Source organism: Cupriavidus sp. GW822-FHT02D05 (assembly GCF_058802485.1).
This window is the reverse complement of the sequence record NZ_JBXAOE010000030.1, coordinates 85,330-105,915: the sequence shown is the minus strand read 5'-3', so window position 1 is coordinate 105,915 and position 20,586 is coordinate 85,330. Positions and strand designations below refer to the sequence as shown.

General features: G+C 66.6%; 22 protein-coding genes. 5 read left to right on the top strand and 17 right to left on the bottom strand.

Features of this window, described 5'->3' with window-relative positions:
• Window positions 1-192: 192 nt before the first annotated feature.
• From AC1RQK_RS31595 to AC1RQK_RS31585, 3 genes are read left to right on the top strand one after another with little or no spacing between them, the layout of a single operon-like run.
• Window positions 193-1,545 (top strand): MFS transporter, encoded by a 1,353-nt coding sequence (locus AC1RQK_RS31595; protein ID WP_492387158.1) that lies wholly within the window; start codon window positions 193-195, stop codon window positions 1,543-1,545.
• 9 nt (window positions 1,546-1,554) lie between these two features.
• Entirely contained in the window at window positions 1,555-2,211 is a 657-nt protein-coding gene (locus AC1RQK_RS31590) for an RraA family protein (protein ID WP_492813293.1), read from the top strand.
• Complete coding sequence (locus AC1RQK_RS31585; protein WP_492813291.1) at window positions 2,208-3,119, top strand: HpcH/HpaI aldolase/citrate lyase family protein; 912 nt, start codon at window positions 2,208-2,210, stop codon at window positions 3,117-3,119. The genes AC1RQK_RS31590 and AC1RQK_RS31585 overlap by 4 nt, the downstream gene beginning before the upstream one ends.
• A gap of 28 nt (window positions 3,120-3,147) precedes the next feature.
• On the opposite strand, the gene AC1RQK_RS31580 is transcribed toward AC1RQK_RS31585, so the two are convergent.
• The 4 genes from AC1RQK_RS31580 to AC1RQK_RS31565 form a co-directional block, all read right to left on the bottom strand.
• Entirely contained in the window at window positions 3,148-4,179 is a 1,032-nt protein-coding gene (locus tag AC1RQK_RS31580; RefSeq protein ID WP_492375145.1) for a sensor domain-containing diguanylate cyclase, read from the bottom strand.
• Window positions 4,180-4,251: 72 nt separating this feature from the next.
• Window positions 4,252-4,629, bottom strand: coding sequence for a hypothetical protein (locus AC1RQK_RS31575; RefSeq protein ID WP_492375146.1), 378 nt, complete (start codon window positions 4,627-4,629; stop codon window positions 4,252-4,254).
• Between the two features lie 82 nt (window positions 4,630-4,711).
• The gene (locus AC1RQK_RS31570; RefSeq protein WP_492813289.1) at window positions 4,712-5,068 is read right to left on the bottom strand and encodes a hypothetical protein; all 357 of its coding nucleotides are present in this window, start codon (window positions 5,066-5,068) and stop codon (window positions 4,712-4,714) included.
• 8 nt (window positions 5,069-5,076) lie between these two features.
• Entirely contained in the window at window positions 5,077-6,075 is a 999-nt protein-coding gene (locus AC1RQK_RS31565) for a LysR family transcriptional regulator (RefSeq protein WP_492375148.1), read from the bottom strand.
• 125 nt (window positions 6,076-6,200) lie between these two features.
• Between AC1RQK_RS31565 and AC1RQK_RS31560 the strand changes: the two genes are divergently transcribed.
• Both AC1RQK_RS31560 and AC1RQK_RS31555 read left to right on the top strand, forming a co-directional pair.
• Entirely contained in the window at window positions 6,201-6,833 is a 633-nt protein-coding gene (locus tag AC1RQK_RS31560) for an HAD family hydrolase (protein WP_492813287.1), read from the top strand.
• Window positions 6,830-8,137, top strand: a complete 1,308-nt coding sequence (locus AC1RQK_RS31555; protein WP_492813285.1) for an NAD(P)/FAD-dependent oxidoreductase — start codon at window positions 6,830-6,832, stop codon at window positions 8,135-8,137. The genes AC1RQK_RS31560 and AC1RQK_RS31555 overlap by 4 nt, the downstream gene beginning before the upstream one ends.
• Window positions 8,138-8,304: 167 nt before the next feature.
• Here AC1RQK_RS31555 and AC1RQK_RS31550 read toward each other — a convergent pair whose 3' ends face one another.
• The 13 genes from AC1RQK_RS31550 to AC1RQK_RS31490 form a co-directional block, all read right to left on the bottom strand.
• Window positions 8,305-9,360, bottom strand: coding sequence for an FAD-binding oxidoreductase (locus AC1RQK_RS31550; protein ID WP_492813283.1), 1,056 nt, complete (start codon window positions 9,358-9,360; stop codon window positions 8,305-8,307).
• Window positions 9,344-10,381, bottom strand: coding sequence for a 4-hydroxy-2-oxovalerate aldolase (gene dmpG, locus AC1RQK_RS31545; protein ID WP_492813281.1), 1,038 nt, complete (start codon window positions 10,379-10,381; stop codon window positions 9,344-9,346). The genes AC1RQK_RS31550 and dmpG overlap by 17 nt, the downstream gene beginning before the upstream one ends.
• 35 nt (window positions 10,382-10,416) lie before the next feature.
• Entirely contained in the window at window positions 10,417-11,373 is a 957-nt protein-coding gene (locus tag AC1RQK_RS31540) for an acetaldehyde dehydrogenase (acetylating) (protein ID WP_492375153.1), read from the bottom strand.
• Between the two features lie 11 nt (window positions 11,374-11,384).
• Window positions 11,385-13,265: a feruloyl-CoA synthase gene (locus tag AC1RQK_RS31535; RefSeq protein ID WP_492813279.1), complete on the bottom strand. Its 1,881-nt coding sequence runs from the start codon at window positions 13,263-13,265 to the stop codon at window positions 11,385-11,387.
• Between the two features lie 136 nt (window positions 13,266-13,401).
• Entirely contained in the window at window positions 13,402-14,184 is a 783-nt protein-coding gene (locus AC1RQK_RS31530; protein ID WP_492375155.1) for a 2-keto-4-pentenoate hydratase, read from the bottom strand.
• A gap of 54 nt (window positions 14,185-14,238) precedes the next feature.
• Window positions 14,239-15,288 carry an NAD(P)H-dependent flavin oxidoreductase gene (locus AC1RQK_RS31525; protein WP_492813278.1) on the bottom strand — a complete coding sequence of 350 codons (1,050 nt, stop codon included), beginning with the start codon at window positions 15,286-15,288 and terminating at the stop codon, window positions 14,239-14,241.
• Window positions 15,289-15,318: 30 nt separating this feature from the next.
• Complete coding sequence (hcaB, locus tag AC1RQK_RS31520) at window positions 15,319-16,122, bottom strand: 3-(cis-5,6-dihydroxycyclohexa-1,3-dien-1-yl)propanoate dehydrogenase (RefSeq protein WP_492813276.1); 804 nt, start codon at window positions 16,120-16,122, stop codon at window positions 15,319-15,321.
• Window positions 16,123-16,124: 2 nt separating this feature from the next.
• Window positions 16,125-16,676: a 3-phenylpropionate/cinnamic acid dioxygenase subunit beta gene (locus AC1RQK_RS31515; protein WP_492813274.1), complete on the bottom strand. Its 552-nt coding sequence runs from the start codon at window positions 16,674-16,676 to the stop codon at window positions 16,125-16,127.
• The gene (locus AC1RQK_RS31510; RefSeq protein WP_492375159.1) at window positions 16,673-18,073 is read right to left on the bottom strand and encodes an aromatic ring-hydroxylating dioxygenase subunit alpha; all 1,401 of its coding nucleotides are present in this window, start codon (window positions 18,071-18,073) and stop codon (window positions 16,673-16,675) included. Before AC1RQK_RS31510 ends, AC1RQK_RS31515 begins: the two co-directional genes overlap by 4 nt.
• Window positions 18,074-18,092: 19 nt before the next feature.
• A complete protein-coding gene (locus AC1RQK_RS31505) occupies window positions 18,093-18,437 on the bottom strand; it encodes a non-heme iron oxygenase ferredoxin subunit (RefSeq protein WP_416051952.1) in 345 nt (114 codons plus the stop codon).
• A gap of 43 nt (window positions 18,438-18,480) precedes the next feature.
• Window positions 18,481-19,320, bottom strand: coding sequence for a DODA-type extradiol aromatic ring-opening family dioxygenase (locus tag AC1RQK_RS31500; protein ID WP_492375160.1), 840 nt, complete (start codon window positions 19,318-19,320; stop codon window positions 18,481-18,483).
• Between the two features lie 26 nt (window positions 19,321-19,346).
• Complete coding sequence (locus tag AC1RQK_RS31495) at window positions 19,347-19,643, bottom strand: hypothetical protein (protein ID WP_492813271.1); 297 nt, start codon at window positions 19,641-19,643, stop codon at window positions 19,347-19,349.
• Between the two features lie 4 nt (window positions 19,644-19,647).
• The gene (locus AC1RQK_RS31490; RefSeq protein WP_492813269.1) at window positions 19,648-20,469 is read right to left on the bottom strand and encodes an alpha/beta fold hydrolase; all 822 of its coding nucleotides are present in this window, start codon (window positions 20,467-20,469) and stop codon (window positions 19,648-19,650) included.
• Window positions 20,470-20,586 lie beyond the last annotated feature (117 nt).

Here is a 20,586-nt window from a genome sequence, read left to right as displayed (position 1 = left end):
GTGGTGAAATTCGCCCCAACAGGCCGGACCACCCGCCCACCTGACCTAGAACAACTACCTATTACGCTTAATTTCTCGGTCATCTACGCTATATTGGCCTGACCACCCGAACAAAAACATCCAAAGCATCACCCCGCACCGGCCCCCTTACCTCACGCGTGCCCAAGCCTGCCCGCATTACTGGAAAGCCTCATGAACCCCGACCACGCCCCCACCCACCAGCCCGAAGCCGGGCGAGCGCCCCGCAACATGAAGAAAATTGCCGCGGCCAGCGTCATCGGCACCACGGTCGAGTGGTACGACCTGTTTATCTTCGCCACGGCCTCGGCCCTGGTCTTCAACAAGGTCTTCTTCCCGGCCTTTGACCCGCTCACCGGCACGTTACTCGCCTTTGGCACCTTCGCATCGGCCTATCTGGCCCGCATCCTCGGCGCCGCGCTGTTCGGCCACTTCGGCGACAAGGTCGGCCGCAAGTCCATGCTGCTGATCTCGCTCATCATGATGGGCTCGGCCACCTTTGCCATCGGCCTGCTGCCGGACTACCGCTCGATCGGTATCTGGGCGCCCATCCTGCTGCTCACCTTGCGCGTGATACAGGGCCTGGCCCTGGGCGGCGAGTGGGGCGGCGCGGTGCTGATGGCGGTGGAACACGCCCCGGCCGACAAGCGCGGCCTGTACGGATCGTGGGTGCAGATCGGTGTGCCCGCCGGCACGCTGATCGCCAACCTGGCGTTCCTGCTCTGCAATGCCGTGCTGTCGAATGAGGCGCTGTTGTCCTGGGGCTGGCGCATTCCGTTCCTGGCCAGCGTCTTGCTGGTGGGCGTGGGCATGTACATCCGCCTGAACACGTCGGAAACGCCGTCGTTCAGCAAGGTCAAGGCCACCGCCGCGCAGGTGAAGATCCCGCTGGCGGAAGTGCTGACGAAATCGTGGAAGCAGGTCCTGCTGGGCGGCATCGCGACGATGTCGACCGGCACGGCCTTCAACCTGATCGTGGCGTTCGGGCTGACGTACGGCACGCAGACGCTTGGCTTCTCCCGCAACCAGATGCTCACCATCGCGCTGATCTCGTGCGCGCTGTGCATCGTGCTGCTGCCGCTGTTTGGCCTGCTGTCGGACAAGGTGGGCCGCAAGCCGGTGATCATCGGCGGCATCATCGCCGAGGCGCTGCTAGCCTTCCCGCTGTTCTGGCTGCTGGACACCAAGGTGTTCTCGTTCGCCCTGCTCGGCTACCTGCTGATGATGAGCGCCTTCGCGGCCAACTACGGCCCGATCGCCACGTTCCTGGCGGAGCTGTTCGGCACCAAGGTGCGTTACTCGGGCCTGTCGATCAGCTACATGCTGTCCGGGCTGCTGGGGAGCGCCGCCACGCCGATCATCACCACCGCGCTGCTGTCCGCCACGGGCCGCGGCTCTTCCGTTGCGTGGTACATGATCGGCTCCGCGCTGATTTCCGCCGCCGCCCTGCTGCTGCTGGCCGAGACGCTCAGCAGGCATGCCCCGGCAGCGGCCACCGGGGTGGACGCCACCACCTCGCTGTCCTGAGTGAGCGCCATGCAAGCCAAACTTGACACGGCACTGCTGCGCCAGCTTGAACGGGTGAGCTTCCCCACGCTCGGGCACTTCCTTGAAGACGGTTTTGCCAGCCACGAGATCCGCGCGCTCGCGCCCAACGTGAAGGTCGTTGGCCGTGCCGTCACGCTGCGCCTGGCCACGCCCAACGCCATTGCCGTGAACCGGGCGCTGGCCAGCCTCGCGCCCGGCGATGTGCTGGTGATCGACGCCTGCGGCGACCATGCGCATGCCCCCGTTGGCGCCGTCACCGGCACCGCAGCCTTGTGCGCCGGCGCCAGGGGCATCATCGTGGACGGCGTGGTGACGGACATCCTGGAGCTGCGCGCCATGGGGATGCCGGTGTTCGCGCGCGGCACCAGCGTCCTGACCACCAAGCGCATCGACGACGGCGGCAGCGCCGTCAATGAGCCGGTGATCTGCGGCGGCGTCACCGTCAACCCGGGAGACATCGTGCTGGCGGATGACAACGGCGTGCTGTTCCTGGCGCCGGATGTCGCCGCCGGCATCATCAACCAGGCGCTGGCTTCCGATGAAGCCGAGCCGACGATCCTGGCCCGCCTGCAGGCGGGTGAGCCGGCCAGTGCCGTGCTGTTCCAGGGCGATGGCCACGCGCCCGCTACGAGAGAAACGCCATGAGCACCCAAGCAACAAGACGGCCGCCTGGACTGCGGCGCAGCTGGCTGTTCGTGCCCGGCCTGGACCCCGTCCGCCAGCACGCGGCCCTGGAGAGCGGCCCGGATGTGGTGGTCGCCGACCTGGAGGAATTCACCAGCCCCGCGGACCGTCCCGCGGCGCGCGCGCGGATCGCCGCCCTGATGGGCGAATGCCGGGCGCGCGGCATTGTCGGCGCCGTGCGCGTCAACAAGCTGGATGGCGATGGGCTGGAAGACCTGCGCGGCGTGCTGCCGGGCGCGCCCGCGGCGATCCTGCTGCCGCACACCGAGTCGGGCGCGCAGATCCTGGCGCTCGACCAGCTGATCACCGGCCTTGAGCGCGAGCTTGGCTTGCCGCAAGGCCACACCGAGATCGTGCCGACGCTGGAATCCGCGCGGGGCATCGTTGCCGCGCCAGCCATCCTGTCGGCCAGCCCGCGCGTCAGTGCCTGCCTGCTGGCGGCGGAAGACCTGAGCGCGGATCTCGATGCGGTGCGCGGCCCGGACGGCGTCGAGCTGCATCATGTGCGCTCGCGCTTCCTCGTGGACTGCATTGCCGCGGGCTGCGTGCCGATCGACTGTCCGTTCAACTACCAGGATGCTACGGCGCTGGCTGAGGACCTCGCCTGGGCCCGGCGGATCGGGCTGAAGGCGAAATGCACGGTGTTCCCGCATCAGGTCGCCGCGATACACGCCGCGCTGACGCCATCGGCGCAGCAGGTCGCGCAGGCGCAAGACAGGGTTGGCAGGTATGAGGCGGTGCGCGACGGCAAGCTCGCGCAGGGCCCGCGCATCGATTCGCCGGACTACAACACGGCACGCCGCCTGCTGGCGCGCCATGCCGGGTTCGTGCAATGGGCGCAGGCCGCCGCAGGCACGGCGGCCTGCTAGCGAGTTAGCCAGCCAGCGAGTTGCCCATCTAGATGATGACCACCTTGTTCCTGCCGTCGGCCTTGGCCATATAGAGCGCGCGGTCCGCAAGCGCGAACCCCTCGCGAGACCCGGGCTCGACGGCGCCCTTCTTGCGCGCCAGCGATGCGCCGATGCTCAGCGTCACGCTGCCGAACGGCGAGCCGCGGTGCTCTATCTTCAAGCGCTCCACGCTCAGGCGCAGGTCTTCCAGCGCCGTCTCCAGCGCTGGCCGTGGCGCGCCGCACAGAAGCAGCCCGAACTCTTCCCCGCCCAGGCGCCCGGCGATCATGCGATGCGCATCCGCAATCGATTGCAGCACCGATGCGACCTCGCGCAAGCAGGTGTCGCCCGCCGGATGCCCGTAGGCGTCGTTGTATCGCTTGAACCAGTCGACGTCGACCATGACCGCGCCGATTTCTTCTCCGTCGGCCGTTTCATGCCATCTGCGGCGAACGCTCTCCAGCATGGCGCGCCGGTTGAACAGTTGCGTGAGCGGATCGATCGCGGTGGCAGTGCGCAGCTTCAGATCGTTCTCGACCATGGCACGCAGGTGCCTGAAGACCTCGCACTGCGCCAGGGTGATGCGGTGCGGCGCCGAATCCATCGCGCAGAGCGCACCGACGACCGTGCCACAGGGCGCCTTGATCGGGATCGCTGCGTAGAAACGCACGAAGGGGAAGCATCTGACCAGCATGCATTCGCCAAAGCGTGGATCGGCCAGCGCGTCCTCGAGCACGAACAGGTCACCGTGCCGCGCCACATGGTCGCAAAGCGAATGCTTGCGCGAGATAGGCGAAAGCGGCATGCCCGCCGCGGCCCGATAGTGCTGGTGCTCCTCGTCGAGCAGCGTGACCGCCGTCATGGCGGCACCCGTCGCATTCTTCAGGATCGCGGCGGCATGGCGAAAGCACTCGCGGATCACCTGGTCATCGTGCAGCAGCCAGTCGGTGACGGACGGCTCGGGATGCTGCCCGCCGGCGTCAATCTCGGCCGGCAGCAGCCTGCTGGCGGGGCGGTCGTATTCAGTGGCGGGGCGCAAGGTCTACATTCGAATTCAACGGGTGCCCCTCCTAACGGCGAGCCATCCGCAAACTTGAATGCCTTGCGCCGGTCAGTCCGAGCGCCCCGGCAGCATGATGGGGCCATCCTGATCGGAGCTGCCGTCCATCACCACCAGCGCATCGCCAGCCCAGAACACCTCCGCCAACGGCACGCCGGACGCCGATGCCTGGCCGATCTGCTTCCCGTCGGCGGTGTACACCCGCACATAGCCGTTCACATAGTAGAGCTTGTCCGAGCCTTGTCCCGGAAAGGCCATGATCGGCACCCAGCTACGCCAGCTGGCCAGCTTGTATTTCTGATAGTAGAAGGCCCCGTTGGGGCTGTACGCCTTGCCGCCATAGGCCACGCCGTAATAACAGTAGAGATACGCGGGGTAAGCCAGGACGGCGATTGCCGCGGCAGCAATTAGAAGAGACTTTTTCTTCATGTATTGTTAAGTGATTGCCCAAACCAAGGGGTTTCCCATTCGCCAGCGGGCCAACGGACCAACTGGCCAACGCGCCGGCGCGTCAACGTGCGGCCTGCCTCACCGGGACAAAGACCTCCCAGCGCTGGGTCCAGCCGCCTGCGGTACGCGGGCAGCGCACCGCTACGCTCTGGCTGGACAGCCCCTGGCTTTTCGGCGCCCATTGCACACCCAAGGCCTTGGCGCAGCGGGGCGCCAGCACCTTGTTGTTCGGCTCGCCCGCTACCCAGCGGGTGCCCGCTTGCTGGTTCTGCGCAGCCACGAACGCCGCCGCAGCCTGCTGTATCTGCGCCAGATCCTGAATGGGAGGCGGATTGTACGGCACCTCCGGCCCGCGGGCCTGCGCCGCCGTGCATGCCAGCCCGAGCGCAAGCGCCGCCATGGCACGGCGCATCGGCATGCCGGGCCTCATGATCGCTCCCCTTGCGCAGCCGTTGCCTTGCGCTGGCGCCGGGCGCGCGCGTGCAGGCGGCGCAGTATCACGTCAAAGGACTCCAGCTGCCGGTTGATTTCCGCCTGGCCTTGCTCCACCAGGTAGCCACGGAAGGCAACCGCCACGCGCGGCAGGCGCACGCCCGGCAGGTTCAGTACGTACCAGTCGCGCTCGATGGGATTGCCTTGCAGCGGCAACAGCCCGATCAGCCCGGCCTGGAATTCCAGGGTGCAGGCGTGCAGGGAGAGAAATGCAAGCCCCAACCCTGCCGACACCATCCGCTTGATCGCCGCGTTGCTGGACAGCTCGGACCCCAGGGGCAGCCGCAGGCCGGCCTCCCTGAACAGCCGCTCCACGGTATTGCGCGTGCCGGAGCCGCGCTCGCGCACCAGCAGGTTCTCCGCCACCAGGTCCTGCAGCGTGAGATTGCGGCGCGCCATCAAAGGGTGGTCCGGCGCCGCGATGAATGCCATGGGGTGCTTGGCGAACGGCGTCGCCTGCGTGCGGATGTCCGTGGGCGGCCGGCCAATGATGGCAAGGTCGATCTCATGCATGGCCAGCATCCGCACGATCTCCTCGCGGTTGCCCACATGGAGCTTGATCTTGACGTCGGGCTGGTCCGCGGTGAATGCCACCAGCATCGAGGGCAGCAGGTACTCCGCCGTCGTGATGGCGCCGACCCGCAGCGTGCCGGCCAGGTTGCCCTTGAGCGCCGCCACCTCCTCGGTGGCTTCGCGCCACAGCCGCAGGATCTGACCGGCGTAGCCCGCCATCACCTCACCGGCGGGCGTGAGCTGCGTGCCCCGGCCCGCGCGCTGCAGCAGCGGCGCCCCGATCGCTTCCTCGAGCAGCTTGAGCTGCAGCGACACCGTTGGCTGCGTGATGTGCAATTCCTCCGCCGCGCGGGAAACACCGCCCAGGCGGGCAATGGCATCGATGGCATTGAGCTGCCGGAAGGTGGTGGTGCGATTCATAGTAGAAAACCTATTGGTCGGTTTTATAAACCAATTTTTCAATATGAAGCGGCTACCTTATAGTGCCCTGACCGGAAACGCAATCGCGTCCGCGTATCGAAACGTAGTGCATAGGGAGACGAAAAATGTCGCTGGAATTGCTGGTGCTTACCCTGGACGATGTACTCATCCGCGCGGACGACCTGCGCCAGTCCGGCTTCGGCGCAGCACCGCGAGAACGCGACGCCCTGCTGCGCTGGCATGAGGATGCTTGCACCGGCGCGCGTGCCGGCCAGTCGATCGAAATCCGTGCCCAGGCCATGCAGCTCATGCGCAGCGCGGAGCTGGGCGGCGCGCGGCTGGCGCTTGCCGCGCCGGTCGCATCGCGTGGGCTGCGCGTGCTGCTCGATGGCGCCATCGGGCCAGACTGGATGGGCCGCTTTACCGTCGTCGCCACGGCGGACGCGCTGCTGCCCCGGGAAACCGAGATCGAGCTTTACCGGCTGATCCTGCGCACCGCCGACGTGCCCGCGCACCGCGCCTTGCTGGTTGGCGCCACGCCGAGCAGCCTGCGCGCCGCGCAAGCCGTCGGCATGCACACAGCCAGTGTTCAGCCGGCGTATGACGATGCGCCGCGCCAGGCAGAGGGATCCGTTGTGCTTTCAGGATCGCCGGATGCGCTCTGGCCGGACTTCCACGCGCTGGAGTGCAGCGTGGACGGCAAGCGGCGGCCGGAGCCACTCGCAGCAACAAGACCGCAATCACGGAGTTTCCCATGAACACCATCGTGATCGTCGGCGGCGGCGCCGCCGGGCTGCAGGTCGCCACCCGCCTCGCCAGGCGGCTAGGCAAGCCAGGGCTCGCCGAAATCGTGCTGGTCGACCGCAGCCCCACGCACCTGTGGAAGCCGCTGCTGCATGAAGTGGCCGCGGGCAGGCTCGAGCCCGTGGTTCACCATACGTCCTTCGCGCTGCAGGCCGAGCGCCATCGCTTCCGCTACGTGCAGGGCGACCTGCAGGCGGTGGATCGCATCAACCGCACCATCTCCGTGGCTATCGCCGGCACCGGCCATGGCGAGGGCGCAGAGATCCAGTCCATCGGCTACGACAAGCTGGTGCTTGCCGTTGGCGGTGTCACGCAGTACTTCGGCGTGCCCGGCGCGCGTGAGCACGCCCTGACGCTGGACAGCGTGAGCAGCGCGGAGCAGGTGCGTGACCGCGTGTTCACCGCCTTGCGCCGCAAGACCGCGCAGGCCGCGGCACAGCCGCAAGCGCCCACCGGCACAGTCCGCGTCGCCATCGTCGGCGCGGGCGCCACCGGCGTGCAGCTCGCGGCCCAGTTGCGCCGCACGTCCAGCGTGCTGAACCGTTACGGCATCCACCGGCTCGACCCGGTGAAGGACGTGGACATCTGCCTGATAGAAGCCTCCCCCGGGGTGCTCCCCGGCCTCGGCGCCCGGATCGCGGATCGCACCGGCGAACAGCTCGCGCGGCTGAACATCCGCGTCCAGTGCGGCGCCCGCGTGACGTCCGTCAGCGAGAGCGGCCTGACCATGGCCGGCCAGGCACCCATGCAGGCGGATGTCGTGGTGTGGGCGGCCGGCATAGCCGCGCCGGGCATGCTGGCCAGCTTCGGGCTGCCGGTCAATGCCAAAGGGCAGATCCGCGTGCTGCCCACGCTGCAGAGCGTCGAGGACGAACATATCTACGCGATCGGCGACTGCGCCAGCTGCCGGCCCCAGGACCTCGATGCGGAGCTCCCGACGCGCGCGCAGGTTGCCTATCAGCAAGCGCTGTATCTTGCGCAAGCGTTGCCACGGCGATTGGCGGGCAAACACACCGAGGGGTTCCGGTATCGCGACTATGGCTCGCTGGTCTGCCTGGCGGGAAGCAACGCCATCGCCAGCCTGGCCGCGCCGGGCAAGGAGAGCGGCTGGCATATCGAAGGCAGGTTTGCCGCCCTGCTCCACCATGCCGTCTACCGCCGGCATGTGCTCGCCATCCACGGCTGGGGACGCGCGCTGGGCATGACGCTGGCCCAGGGCCTGGAGCGTTTGCTGGCGGCGGGCACGCGGCTGCACTGAGGATGGCGCCAGGCGGGGGCGGCCTGGCGCGCCATTGTGTCTCCTCCAGATGCCGTTTGCGCGGAGATTTTCACGATCCTCCTGCGCTGCGGCTAGCTATGTCTTGATATACCTTGATATGTCTTGATCCAGGCCCGACCGCGCTTTCCCGACGAAAGGCGTGGCGTCTATCTTGCCGGCTTGATTGCCGTGATGAACGCGTCGCTATGGAACCGGCCCGCAAGCAGCCCGTTGTCGCGCGTCAGCACGTGGCTGGCTGCATCCACCATCAGCGGATTGCCACAGGCGTACACCTCAAACGCCGAGAGATCCGGGAAGTCGCAAGCGACCGCCTCGTGCACAAAGCCCGTGCGCCCTGTCCATGGGCCATCCGGCTCGGACAGCACGGGAACGAAATGCAAGCGTTCGCTGGAAGCAGCCCAGTGCGCCGCGTCGTCCCACGCGTAGAGGTCTTCCTTGCGCCGGCCACCCCAATAAAGCGTGGCACCTCGTCTTGCAAGCGCCTCGTGGTGGCTACGCATGAACGAGGCAATTGGCGCGTAGCCCGTGCCGGATGCCAGCAGGATGACCGGGGCATCGGAATCCTGCAGGGTGAACGCCCCGAAGGGCCCTTCCAGCCGCAGCACGTCCCTCTGCTTCAGCTTCTCATACACATGCGGCGAGAACCGCCCGCCGGGCATTGCGCGGACATGCCATTCGATCGTGCCCTGCGCATCCGGTGAGTTTGCCATGGAATAGCTGCGCCGCGTGCCGTCGCGCAGGATCACGTCCATATACTGGCCGGGGGAAAACGAGAAATCCGTCCCTCCCTGCACGTGCAACGACACGATGGCCACGTCCGGGCTCACCCGGCGCACCTGCGCCACCCGCGCGGGCGCTTGCACCACCCGGCGGCCGGGAATGGCGCAGACTTCCGGCGCTTCGATGATGACATCGGTCACCGGCCGCGCCACGCAGGTCAGGCAATGCCCCGGCCGCACCCCTTCCGGGATGAAGCCGGCAGGGTATGCGACCTCCCCGGCGATCACCCGTGCCTCGCATGCATTGCATTCGCCCCGGCGGCAACTGTGTTTCGGGAAGAAGCCTTGCGACACGGCAGTATCCAGCAGCGACGCGCCGGGCGCACACCGCAACTGGACACCCGCCGGCGCGAAGGTCAGTGTCACCCCCGGCTCGGCCTGGTCCGCTGGCCGCGCCAGCTGCGCTTCAGTGTCGGGCGCCATCTTGCGCTTCCAGTTGCCGTGCCTTCAGATCCAGGGCGACGTCCACGATCATGTCTTCCTGCCCTCCCACCATGCGGCGCTTGCCGAGTTCAACCAGGATGTCGACCGTTTTCAGGTCATGCTGGGCAGCCGCCGTTTCCGCGTGCCGCAGGAAGCTCGAATACACGCCCGCGTAGCCCAGGGCGAGCGTCTCGCGGTCGACCCGCACCGGACGGTCCTGCAGCGGGCGCACCAGGTCGTCAGCGGCGTCCATCAGCTTGTAGAGGTCGCAGCCATGCGACCAGCCCTGGCGCTCGGCCGCAGCGATGAACACTTCCAGCGGCGCATTGCCCGCGCCGGCGCCCATCCCGGCCAGGCTGGCGTCGATCCGGTTGCAGCCTTCCTCGACCGCGACGATGGAGTTGGCCACGCCCAGGCTGAGGTTGTGGTGCGCGTGCATGCCGGTGTGCGTGGCGGGATCCAGCACGTCCTTGAAGGCGCGGAAGCGGTCGCGCACGTCGTTCATGGTCAGTGCACCGCCGGAGTCCACCACATAGACGCAGGTGGCGCCGTAGCTTTCCATCAGCTTGGCTTGCTGGGCGAGAGCCTGCGGCGTTGTCATGTGGCTCATCATCAGGAAGCCCACGGTATCCATGCCGAGTTCGCGCGCGTACTCGATATGCTGGCGGGAAATGTCCGCCTCGGTGCTATGCGTTGCCACCCGGACCACGCGAGCCCCGGCGTCATAGGCGGCGCGCAGGTCATGCGTGGTGCCGATTCCCGGCAGCAGCAAGGTGGCGATCTTGGCGCGGGTGACAGATTCGGCGGCGGCTGCGATCCACGCCACGTCGCTGTGCGCGCCGAAGCCGTAGTTGAATGAGGAGCCTTGCAGGCCGTCGCCATGCGCGACTTCGATTGAATCGACGTTGGCCTCATCCAGCGCGCGCGCAATGGCCTTGACCTGCGCAATGCTGTACTGGTGGCGGATGGCGTGCGAGCCGTCCCGCAGGGTCACATCGGAGATATAGAGCTTGGTTTCCATCTTTCGTCCTGGGCTTTGTCCTGGGCTTGGGTTCTTCACGCTACCGCGGCCTCGCGCGCGGCAAGCTCGCGCCGCGCGAGCTGCTCGGCGGTGGCCAGCGCTGCCGAAGTCATGATGTCCAGGTTGCCGGCATAGGCGGGCAGATAGTGAGCGGCGCCCTCCACTTCGAGGAAGACCGAGGTCTTCAGCCCGCTCATGCGCCCGACACCCGGGATGTTCAGCGGCTGGCTTTCGTCGAATCGCTCGAACTGCACCCGTTGCTTGAGCCGGTAGCCGGGCACGTAGGCGTTGACGCGAGCCACCATGGCCGCCACCGCTGCCTCGATGCGCGTGGTGTCCGCCATATCCGACAGCGTGTACACCGTGTCACGCATCAACAGCGGCGGCTCCGCCGGATTGAGCACGATGATGGCCTTGCCCTTGCGGGCGCCACCTACCACTTCCAGCGCACGGGAGGTGGTTTCCGTGAACTCGTCGATATTGGCGCGCGTGCCCGGTCCGGCCGACTTGCTGGAGATCGAAGCCACGATCTCCGCGTAGTGAACCTGTGCCACCGAGGCAACGGCCGCGACGATGGGAATGGTGGCCTGCCCGCCGCAGGTGACCATGTTGACGTTGCGGCCATCGAGGTTGGCATCGAGGTTGACCACGGGGACGCAATACGGGCCGATGGCGGCCGGCGTAAGGTCGACCACGCGAATGCCCGGCTTGCGTGTGCGCAACAGCTTGTCGTTCTCGATATGGGCGCCGGCCGAGGTGGCATCGAACACAATGTCGATATCGGCGAACGCCGGCATGTCGACCAGGCCAGCCACGCCCGTCGCGCACGTGGCAACCCCAAGCCGGGCGGCGCGCGCAAGACCGTCCGAGGCGGGGTCGATGCCGACCATGACGCCCATTTCGAGGTGTTGGCCATGGCGCAGGATCTTGATCATCAGATCCGTGCCGATATTGCCGGAGCCGACGATCGCGGCCTTCAGTGTCTGGGTCATGATTGCTTCCGTTAGCCCTGGGAGATGTTGTTTGGATAGATCACGGACTGGCAGTCCGAATACAGGCGATCCACATCGCTGGCGCGCAGCGTCAGTACCGCGCGCTGGTTGATGTAGCCCTTGTCGGTGATTTCGCCCTGCTCGATCGCCGGCGCGGCGGATAGCAGCACCGCGCGCGCCGGCCGCTGGGAAGACCCGGCACCCCTGCCAAGGTCGGCCAGCACCGCGCCAAGCGCTCGCCGCACGGCCGGCACCAGCCCCAGCGACTTACCGCAAAGCGTGCCGTCCTGGTCGTTGGCAAGCGCACGCAGCTTCGCGCTGGGAAACACCAGCAAGCCGACTTCATCGCGATCGTGCCCGGTGACGACGATATCCAGCGCATAGGGCGACATCGCCGAGACCGCGCGCACGCGCAGCGAGCCGACCGATACCCAGGTGCCCGTCGTCAGCTTGAAGTCTTCGGACACCCGGCCATCGAAGATGACGCCGCTGTTCGGGTCGGCCGGATCGGCGAGCCGGCCCGCATCGCCCATGCAGTAGAAGCCTTGCTCGTCGAACGCGGCGCGCGTCTTCTCCTCGTCGCCGAGATAGCCAGCGAAGATAGACGGCCCGCGCACCCGCAGTTCGTGCTTGCCCTGGCACGGCACGAACTTCAGCTCGACGCCGGGAACAGGCACGCCGATATTGCGCGGGTCCGAGGACGAGAAATGCGCGCTGGTCACCACTGGCGAAGTCTCCGTCGAACCCCACTCCGTCGTGAAGAACAACGATCGATGCCGGGCGCCGCGCGCCACCGCGCGCAGGCGCTCCGCAGTCCTCTGCGGCAGGGCCGCGGCCGCGAAGAACAGCATGTCCAGCCGTTCGAACAGCGCCGTGGCCAGGGCTTCATCCGCCTCCAGGTAGGGCAGCAACGCGTCATAGCCCTTGGGCACATTGAAGAACAGCGTCGGGCGAACCTGGCGGATGCCCTCGATGGTCCGCTCGATCAGGCCCGGCGCGGGGCGGCCGTCGTCGATGTACAGGGCGCCGCCATTGCGCAGCACCAGGTTGAAATTGTGGTTGGCGCCGAAGGTATGGCTCCACGGCAGCCAGTCCAGCACCACGGGATGCGTTTCGTCGACGAACGGCCAGCACTGCGCGATCATCTGCTGGTTGGCGCACAGCATCTCGTGCGTATTCGGCACCAGCTTGGGGGCCCCAGTGGAGCCGGAAGTCAGCAGGATGCGGGCTATGGTGGCGCCCGTGATGCTGCGCAGCGCCTCATCCACGCCGGGCCCGGCACTGGCCGCGCAAAGCGCGGAGAACGGCAACTCGCCGCCGGCCGCGCCCTGCGCATAGACCACGGGGCACGAGAGCCCGGCGCGCCGTATCGCCGCTGCGTACAAGGCGGCGTCCTCCGCATAGACGAGGCCGGGATGCAAGCTGGCGAGGATGGCGTGCAGCTTGGCGTGATCGCTGCTCATCCTGGTATAGGCTGACGACACCACCGCGATGCGCAGTCCCACGTGCATGGCCGCCAGCGACAGCAGTGCCAGGTTCACGCTGTTGTCCGACAGCGCGACCACGGGATCTTCCGGCGCAATATCGAGATCCAGCAACGCCTGGCCGATATTGCGGACCGTGGCATGGGCCTCGCCGTAGCTGACGGTATGCCAGCCCGAACCTCGGCGCTCCGCCAGGAAGACGCGCGCAGGCGCCTTGGCCGCCCATCGTGCGAGCCATTCGCCGATGCAGCGATCGAAATCTGCCAGCGGTACCGAGGAGCGTAAGACAAAGCTGCCATCGGGCAGGTCGGTGCGCAGGATGCTGGGCTCTGCCAGCCGCAGGCCAGCATCTGGTCCGGCGGCGCGGCGGCCGACGGCGGACGCGCGAGTCAATTGGTTTGCGTCCATGCGCCCTCCTCCAGCTTGGCGAGAATGCAGCCCGTAGCGGCCCACGCGGACACCATGATCCCCGCCGCAATTGCGGCAGCGTATTTGATTCCCATTGTTGTCTCCGAATCGCCCGTTCTTGCGACGGGCGTTAGCGTCAATCCACCTGGCAGCGCACCTGCCCCAGCCCTTCGATCTCCAGATGCAGCGCGTCGCCACTGCCGATCTTGAACATGGGCCCAAGCGCGCCAGAGAGCACGACGTCGCCAGCCCGCAGCGGCTCGCCCATCACGGTCATGGTGCGTGCCAGCCACCAGGCGGCATGCAGCGGGTGGCCCAGGCAGGCGGCGCCGTTGCCCTCCGACGCCGGTTCGGCATTGCGCGTGAAACGCATCGCGCAATCGGCCAGCGCCAGGTCGGTCAAGCGCTTCGGATCGGTGCCGAGCACGTAGAGACCGCAGGACGCGTTGTCCGCCACCGTATCGACCAGCGTGATCTTCCAGTCCTGGATGGCGCTGTCGACGATCTCGATGGCGGGCAATGCGAATTCGATGGCACGGAGGAAACGCCCCCAGGTCATTGCCTCGTCATCAAGATCGCGGCCAATGACGAAGGCGACCTCCCCTTCCGCCTTCGGCTGGATCAGTGAGCCCGAGGGAATGGCCGCGCCGGACAGGAACTCCATGTCCGCGAACAACACGCCGAAATCCGGCTGGTCGACGCCGAGTTGCGCCTGCACGGCCTTCGATGTCAGGCCGATCTTCTTGCCGCTGATGACGCGGCCTTCGCGCAGCGCGCGTCCCGTGTTGGCGGCGGCAACGGCATAGGCCGCCTCGAGTCCGTCGATGCCGAAGGTCTCCGAGACCCTGGCGATGGGGCTGCGCTCGCGGCGGGCCTGGTACAGAGCCTCGGCCGCCTGCTGGATGGGGGTATCTTTCATCGTCGTCTACCTCGTGATGCTTGTTGTCTGGTCTTTGCCTGCTTGTCCGCCAGGTCAGGCGGCGGCGAACCGCTCCACGGCGGCGGCCTGGGCTGCGCGATATCTCGGCAGCAACTGCAGGATCTGCTCAGCTTCTCCCGCCAGGCAGGCGGCATAGCTGTCAGCCAGCGCCGTGACCACGTCCTCGACCGAGCCGACCGCATCGATCGCGCCGACACCATGGCCTGCCGACCACACGTCCCGCCATGCCTTCGGCGCCGAGGCAATGTCGCCGGAGAAATCGATCTTCTTCTCCTCCTTGAGCTTGTCGGGGGTGAATCCCGCCGCCGCAACCGTCGGCTTGAGCCAGTTCGCCATCACGCCCGAAACGGCGGTGGACTGCACCAGGTCCTCCATATTGCTGGCCACCAGCATGTCGCGGTAAGCGGGCGCCGCCATGCTCTCCCGCGTTGCGATCAGGCGGGTGCCGACCACCACGAAATCGGCGCCCAGCAACTGCGCGGCCCGTATCTGCGCACCGCTGGATATGGCGCCCGCCAACCCAACCGGGCCGTCCCAGAAGCGGCGCACTTCCGCCAGGAAGGCGAAGGGGTGATAGGTGCCGGTGTGGCCGCCGGCACCGCTGGTGACCAGCACCAGGCCATCGACTCCGGCGTCGATCGCCTTGCGGGCCAGTGCCGGCGAGATGACATCCGCCATCACCAGCCCGCCGTAGCCGTGCACGCGCTCGAGCACGCGCCGGGGGCTGCCCAGCGCCGTGGTCACGATGCCTGGGCGATACCGTTCCACCAGTGCCATTTCCGCCTCGAAGCGGTCATAGCTGCTGTGGACGATCATGTTCAGTGCCCAGGGCACTTGCGGGTGATGGGCGGCCTCGGCTGCGATCTGCGCCAGCGCCGCATCGAGCGCGGCCAGGTTGCGCGCGTTCGGGGCGGCGTAGGTGCCGACGATGCCGGCCTTCAGGCTGGCGGCCACCAGTTCCGGGCCGGAGACCAGGAACATGGGCGCGCCCATGACCGGCAGACGCGCGCGGGCGAAGACGTTGCGCACGGCAGCGTGCGAGGCGCAGGCTGATGTGTTGGGCGATGCGTTGGGGGCGTTCATCTTGTCTCGTTCTTGTCTCATGCTGATCGGCTAGCGCCGCCCTGGCCGCCCGCGGACTTCCCAGCCGCAGTCGCTTTGCAGGATGGCGGCCGTGGTTGCCGGGGAATTGGTGCGCGAGGCCAGCAGCACGTAGTGCCCGGTGTGGTCCTCCGGCTGGGCGATAAAGCCCAGCGGCATTGCGTTGGCCACGGCGTCCGAGAAGCCGGGAATCTCCGACAGTCGGGCCTCCTGCTTGCCAAGGGCTTCCGGGCCCTTCAACGGGGTCACCGTGCCGCCGGGTGCCACGCCGTTCACGCGGATGTCCGGCGCCAGTTCGTAAGCAAGCTGCCGGATCAGGCCCACGCAGGCGTGCTTGGAGGCCACGTAGACCGGGCCTCCGCCGCCGGCATAAAAACTGGCGTTCGACAGCGTGAAGATCATGCTGCCGCGGCTCTCACGCAGTGCGGGCGCGGCGGCATGAGCGGCCAGCAGGTAGCCCAGCACGTTGACGTCGAACACCTCGCGAAAGGTCGCGCTGACCACACCCGGCTCCAGCTTGCGCAGCGTGGCGAAGTGGTCCCATACTCCAGCGTTGCCAACCAGGGTGTCGAGCTTGCCGAAGGCCTTGACGGTGGCCTGCACCGCCTGCGCGTTGGCGTCTTCCGAGCGCACGTCGCCCACGGTGATCGCCACGCGGTCGCCAAACTCTGCGCGCATGGCGTCAGCGCTCTGTGCATTGCGCACCAGCACGCCGACGCCGGCTGCGCCCTCCGCCAGGAATCTGCGGGTGACCGCCAGGCCAATGCCCGAGTTGGCGCCGGTCACCAATGCCACATCGTTATCGAGCCAGCCCATGGTCAGAAGAAAGTATTGAGGTTCTTGGACATCAGCAGGGACTGCGTGATGACGATCTTGCGCCGGGCGATCCGGAAATCCTCGCCATGGGCGCGCAGCACGTCCTCGCGCCGGCCAAGCAACAGATCGTTGTCCGCCTCGCCCCGGCTGCGGTAGTTGACGAAGACCGAATGCACGATGAACTCGTCATCGGCCGCGCCCGCGTACGCTTCGATATTGCTGATGACGTGCACATGGCGGGTCGGCGGATCCTCCGCCCATGCGGAGGGTTGCTTGAAGCGGGCCACGCGGCGTTCCAGGTCGAAGTGGTTGTCGTCGAAATACGCGCCACGCCCCACGCCGTAGGCACCCAGCTTGTCCGCGCGGCGGCGGTTCTCGATGGCCGGCATCCAGTAGTGGATGTCGTCCGTCATCAGCGCCAGCCAGTCGCTCCACGCCTCGCTGTCGAGCAGGCGCGCCTCGCGATAGAGGAACTGCTGCACCCGATGCGCAGTGGCAAGGTCCACCGCCTGCAGCGCCAGGGCCTGCGGCAATTGTTGAGGGAGCGCGCTCATGCGACCTCCTTCAGGCTGTCGTTGACGAACGCGCTCTCAGGCAAGCTTGGCTTGTCGCGCACCGGGACTTCATCCCAGGCGCGCGCCTGCATCAGGTCCAGCCAGCGCTGGTAGAACGCGCGGTGGTTGGCTTCGTTCACCTGGTTGCGATAGACATTGCCAGGCAGCTCGCTGCCCTCCAGCCGGGAGTCGAGGCCCAGGCCCATGTACAGGTCTTGCTGGCGCGTGACGAAGCCGGCATTGGTGCGGGTAGAGAACTCGAAATTCTCGCCATCGTCCATCTCGAACACGCCGGAGGGCGAGAACGTCAGCATGGTGCCCTTTAGCCAGCGATCCTTGATGTCCTGCGGCGCGCTCTTGTTGACGATGGTCCAGGTGTGCAGCTCGATCTTGCCCGGGCCGCGCGGATGCCAGACGCGGAAGGTGTTCTGCCCCGGCAGGAAGGAAAGGTTCGGGAAGACGCTGACCGAGGAAATCGAGCCGATCATCTTCGAGCGGAACTCGCCAAGCCGCTCGGCCACCTTGGGCTGGATCCCGTACAGGTATTTCCGGATCTCCTTGTCGCCCAGGGTCGCGGCATTGCCGACGACGTCCAGGTTGAATTCCCAGCCGTGCCCGTTGACATTGACATGGTACGAATCCGGATCCTTGAAGACCTCTGCCACCGGGCCGCCAAGCATGGCGCGCGCGGCGGAGTCATGGGTCCACAGCGCGTGGTAGATATCACCGATGAAGTTCTCGACCGGGACTTTCCAGTTGCAGTTGATCACCGACTTGACGCAGCTGCCGACAAACTCCGTGCCCTCGCCGTCCATGTCCAGCATGACGTCGAGGTAATAGCGGAAGTCGCCCAGGAAGTCCTCCAGCGAGGGCGCATCCGGATCCATGTTGCCGAACACCAGCCCCTTGTAGCTCGCTACCTTGGCAACCGGGTGCAAGCCGTGTTCCGAGCGGTCCATGCCGCTGGCCTCGAACAGCTCCTGCCCCGCCATGCCACGCAAGGCGCCATCGATGCCAAAGCTCCAGCCATGGTAGTTGCAGACAAAGCTGCGCGCGTTGCCCGCGTCGGTGAAGTTCAGCTTGTTGCCGCGATGCGGGCAGGTGTTCAGGAAGGCACGGATGGAAGCGTCCTTTTGCCGCACCACGATCACGTTGTCTTCCGCCATATACGTGGTGACGTAGTCGCCCGCCTTGGGAATCTGCGATTCATGCGCGAGAAAGAGCCAGCTGCGCGCGAAGATCTTTTCCAGTTCCTGCTCGTAGATGCGCTGGTCCCAGTAGACGCGGCGCGACAGCCTGCCAGCGTTCAGGTCCAACAGGCGATCCAGGTCGCGCAGGGGCGCGCTGGCGGGATCCTTGCGCAAGCGTTCGCAGTTGCCGCTGCAGTCGTGTGTCATGTTCACTCTCTCAATGGCTTCAGATAGCCGACGACGCCGCTTCGGACTCTTCGTCGAGATCGGCGTAGATCTGGTCAGCCTCGACGATGACCTTGTAAGTGCGCAGGTCGACGGTGCACGGGAACCCGACGGCCTGTCCGGTCGGGATATGGAACTGGCCGTCGTGGACCGGGCAGGCGATCAGGTCGCCATCGACGATCTCGCCTTCGGACAGGGATGCCGTGGCATGCGTGCAAACATCGCTGGTGGCGAAGTACTCGCCGTCGATGTTGTAGACAGCCAGCGGGCAGCCCGATGTCTCGACCTTGCACACCTGGCCCGGCGCCAGCGCTTCACGCTGGATCAGGAAAACTTTATTGCTCATCGCTGTCATTCCTTCTTGCCCGGCGCAAGCGCCGGATATTGCGTCACTGCAGGTGCAGCTGGACAAATCCCAGGCCGGTCACCCATTCCGGGACGGCTTCGTAGGCGATGGTCTCGCCGCGCGCGCCTTCCAGCGCGCCCATGGCGCAGGCCCAGTTCCGAATCTCCATGCCGCCGTTGCCACCGTTGGCGAGGATGTACTCGTCGCTGAGCGCAGCAAGCGCCTGCAGATCGTTGCGTTCGGCATAAGCCAGGATCTCGCGATCGAAAGCCTCGTTGACCCGCCCCATCTCCGCCGTGCCGACCCAGTGGCTGATGCCGCCGCTGCCGATCACCACAACCCGTTCATCCTCCGGATAAGCGCTGACCGCATCGCGGATCTGGTGGCCGACCTGGATGGCGCGCGCCATCCGGATATAAGGGTCGACGCCGGCGGCGAGGTACACCGGGATGGTGCCCACGGCGTGGCCCGCTTCCCGCATCGGCTGCACCATCAGCTGGTTTGGAATGCCGATGGCGTGGTCCACCGTCAGCGCGCGCGCCACCGCCCAGTCGAACCCGTTCGCGTGGCCTTCGGCAGCGATATGCGCCGCCAGCGCTTCGCTGTTCGGTATCACGCCACGCTTGAGGCCCGGCATGGCGTCGAGCGGGCCATCGACATCGCCCGTGCCGATCAGGTAGCTGGGCAGGCAACCCGTGCCAAACAGCATGTAGTGGTCCGCGCCCACGATCACCACGCTGGTGGGCGCCAGCCCGGCCAGCCGCGCCGCGCAAGTCTTGAAGGCGTTCCACATGCGCTCGCGCACCGCGGGTGCCGGCGCCTCGGGCGCGACGAACATCACCGGGTCATGGGGCACCAGGAAGCCACCTACGATCTTTCCCATCTTTGTTCCTGTTCCTGTTCCTGTTCCTAGCGCTTCAAGGCGGCGCTGTGCAACGTCTCGGCCGAGCCGACCGGGCGCAGCTTCTTCATGTAGGCGCGCATGTCGCGCTCCGGGGACAGCTCCTGCCAGAAGCCCATGGTCAGCATCGGGTTGACACCCGCTTGCTGCAGGCCAAGCACATCGAACTGCATCAACATGGCCCGCTGGGCCTCGCTGAGGGCAAAGCGCCGCAGGTAGGCATCGGCATCGTCGCGAAAGCGCTGCTTGGCCGAGCGATCCACCGTGAGCTGGTACAGGACCTTTTCGAGGACATTGCGGCTCATGGTCTTATGCGCAGAAGTTGCCGACCAGGCTCAGGAAATCGGCGCGCCGCTCGGTCTGGACCCAGTGCCCGCATTGCCCGAACAGGTGCAGGTCCGCCTGCGGGATCGTGCTTGCCAGCAACTGGCCGCATGCCGGCGGCACCACGCGGTCTTCGCGTCCGTGCAGCACCAGCGTAGGCGCCTCGATCTTGGCGATGGCAGCTGGCGGGAAGCCCTTGACGAGGGTCGGGCCTTGCGCATTCGGCTTGGGCAGCAGCTTGCGCAACGCGTCCTGCGCGCCGGGACGGGCGCTGGCCTCGTAGCGGGACTGCACCATCTCCGGGGTGATGATCGACTGGTCGAAAGGGAACAGGCGCATTGTCTTTTCCATGTTCTCCGGCGACGGCTCGTACTCCCATGCCGAGCGCAGGCCCGGCGTCTGCTCGAACTCCCCTGCCGGCGTGCCCAGCAGCACCAGGCGCTCGACGCGCTTCGGATCGAACACGGCCAGGCCCACGGAGAGCGCGCCGCCAAAGGAGTTGCCGACAAACGAAGCCTTCTCGATATCCAGTGCGTCCATGATGCCGACCAGATGCCGCACCCACAGCTTGATGTCGTACTTCGTGCCTTCCTTGAATTCGGTAAAGCCGAAGCCGGCGATGTCCGGAACGATGACGCGGAAGGTCTTGGCAAGTTCGCCCATTACGCCCTTCCAGTTCGACCAGCCGGACACGCCCGGCCCCGAGCCATGCAGCAGGAACAGCGGCTTGCCCGTGCCCTGGTCAAAGTAGTTGGTTTGGTGTTCCGCGGCGGTCAAGGTCAAGCCGACGCCTTCATGCTGACTCATCTCAATTTCTCCATACACATACGTATGTGTATGGTAGGAAGTGAAATGGATCCGGTCAAGCGAGTATTCCGGCGAATTCATCGGTGTTTACCCCCGGAGATGCCGAGAACCTTACCG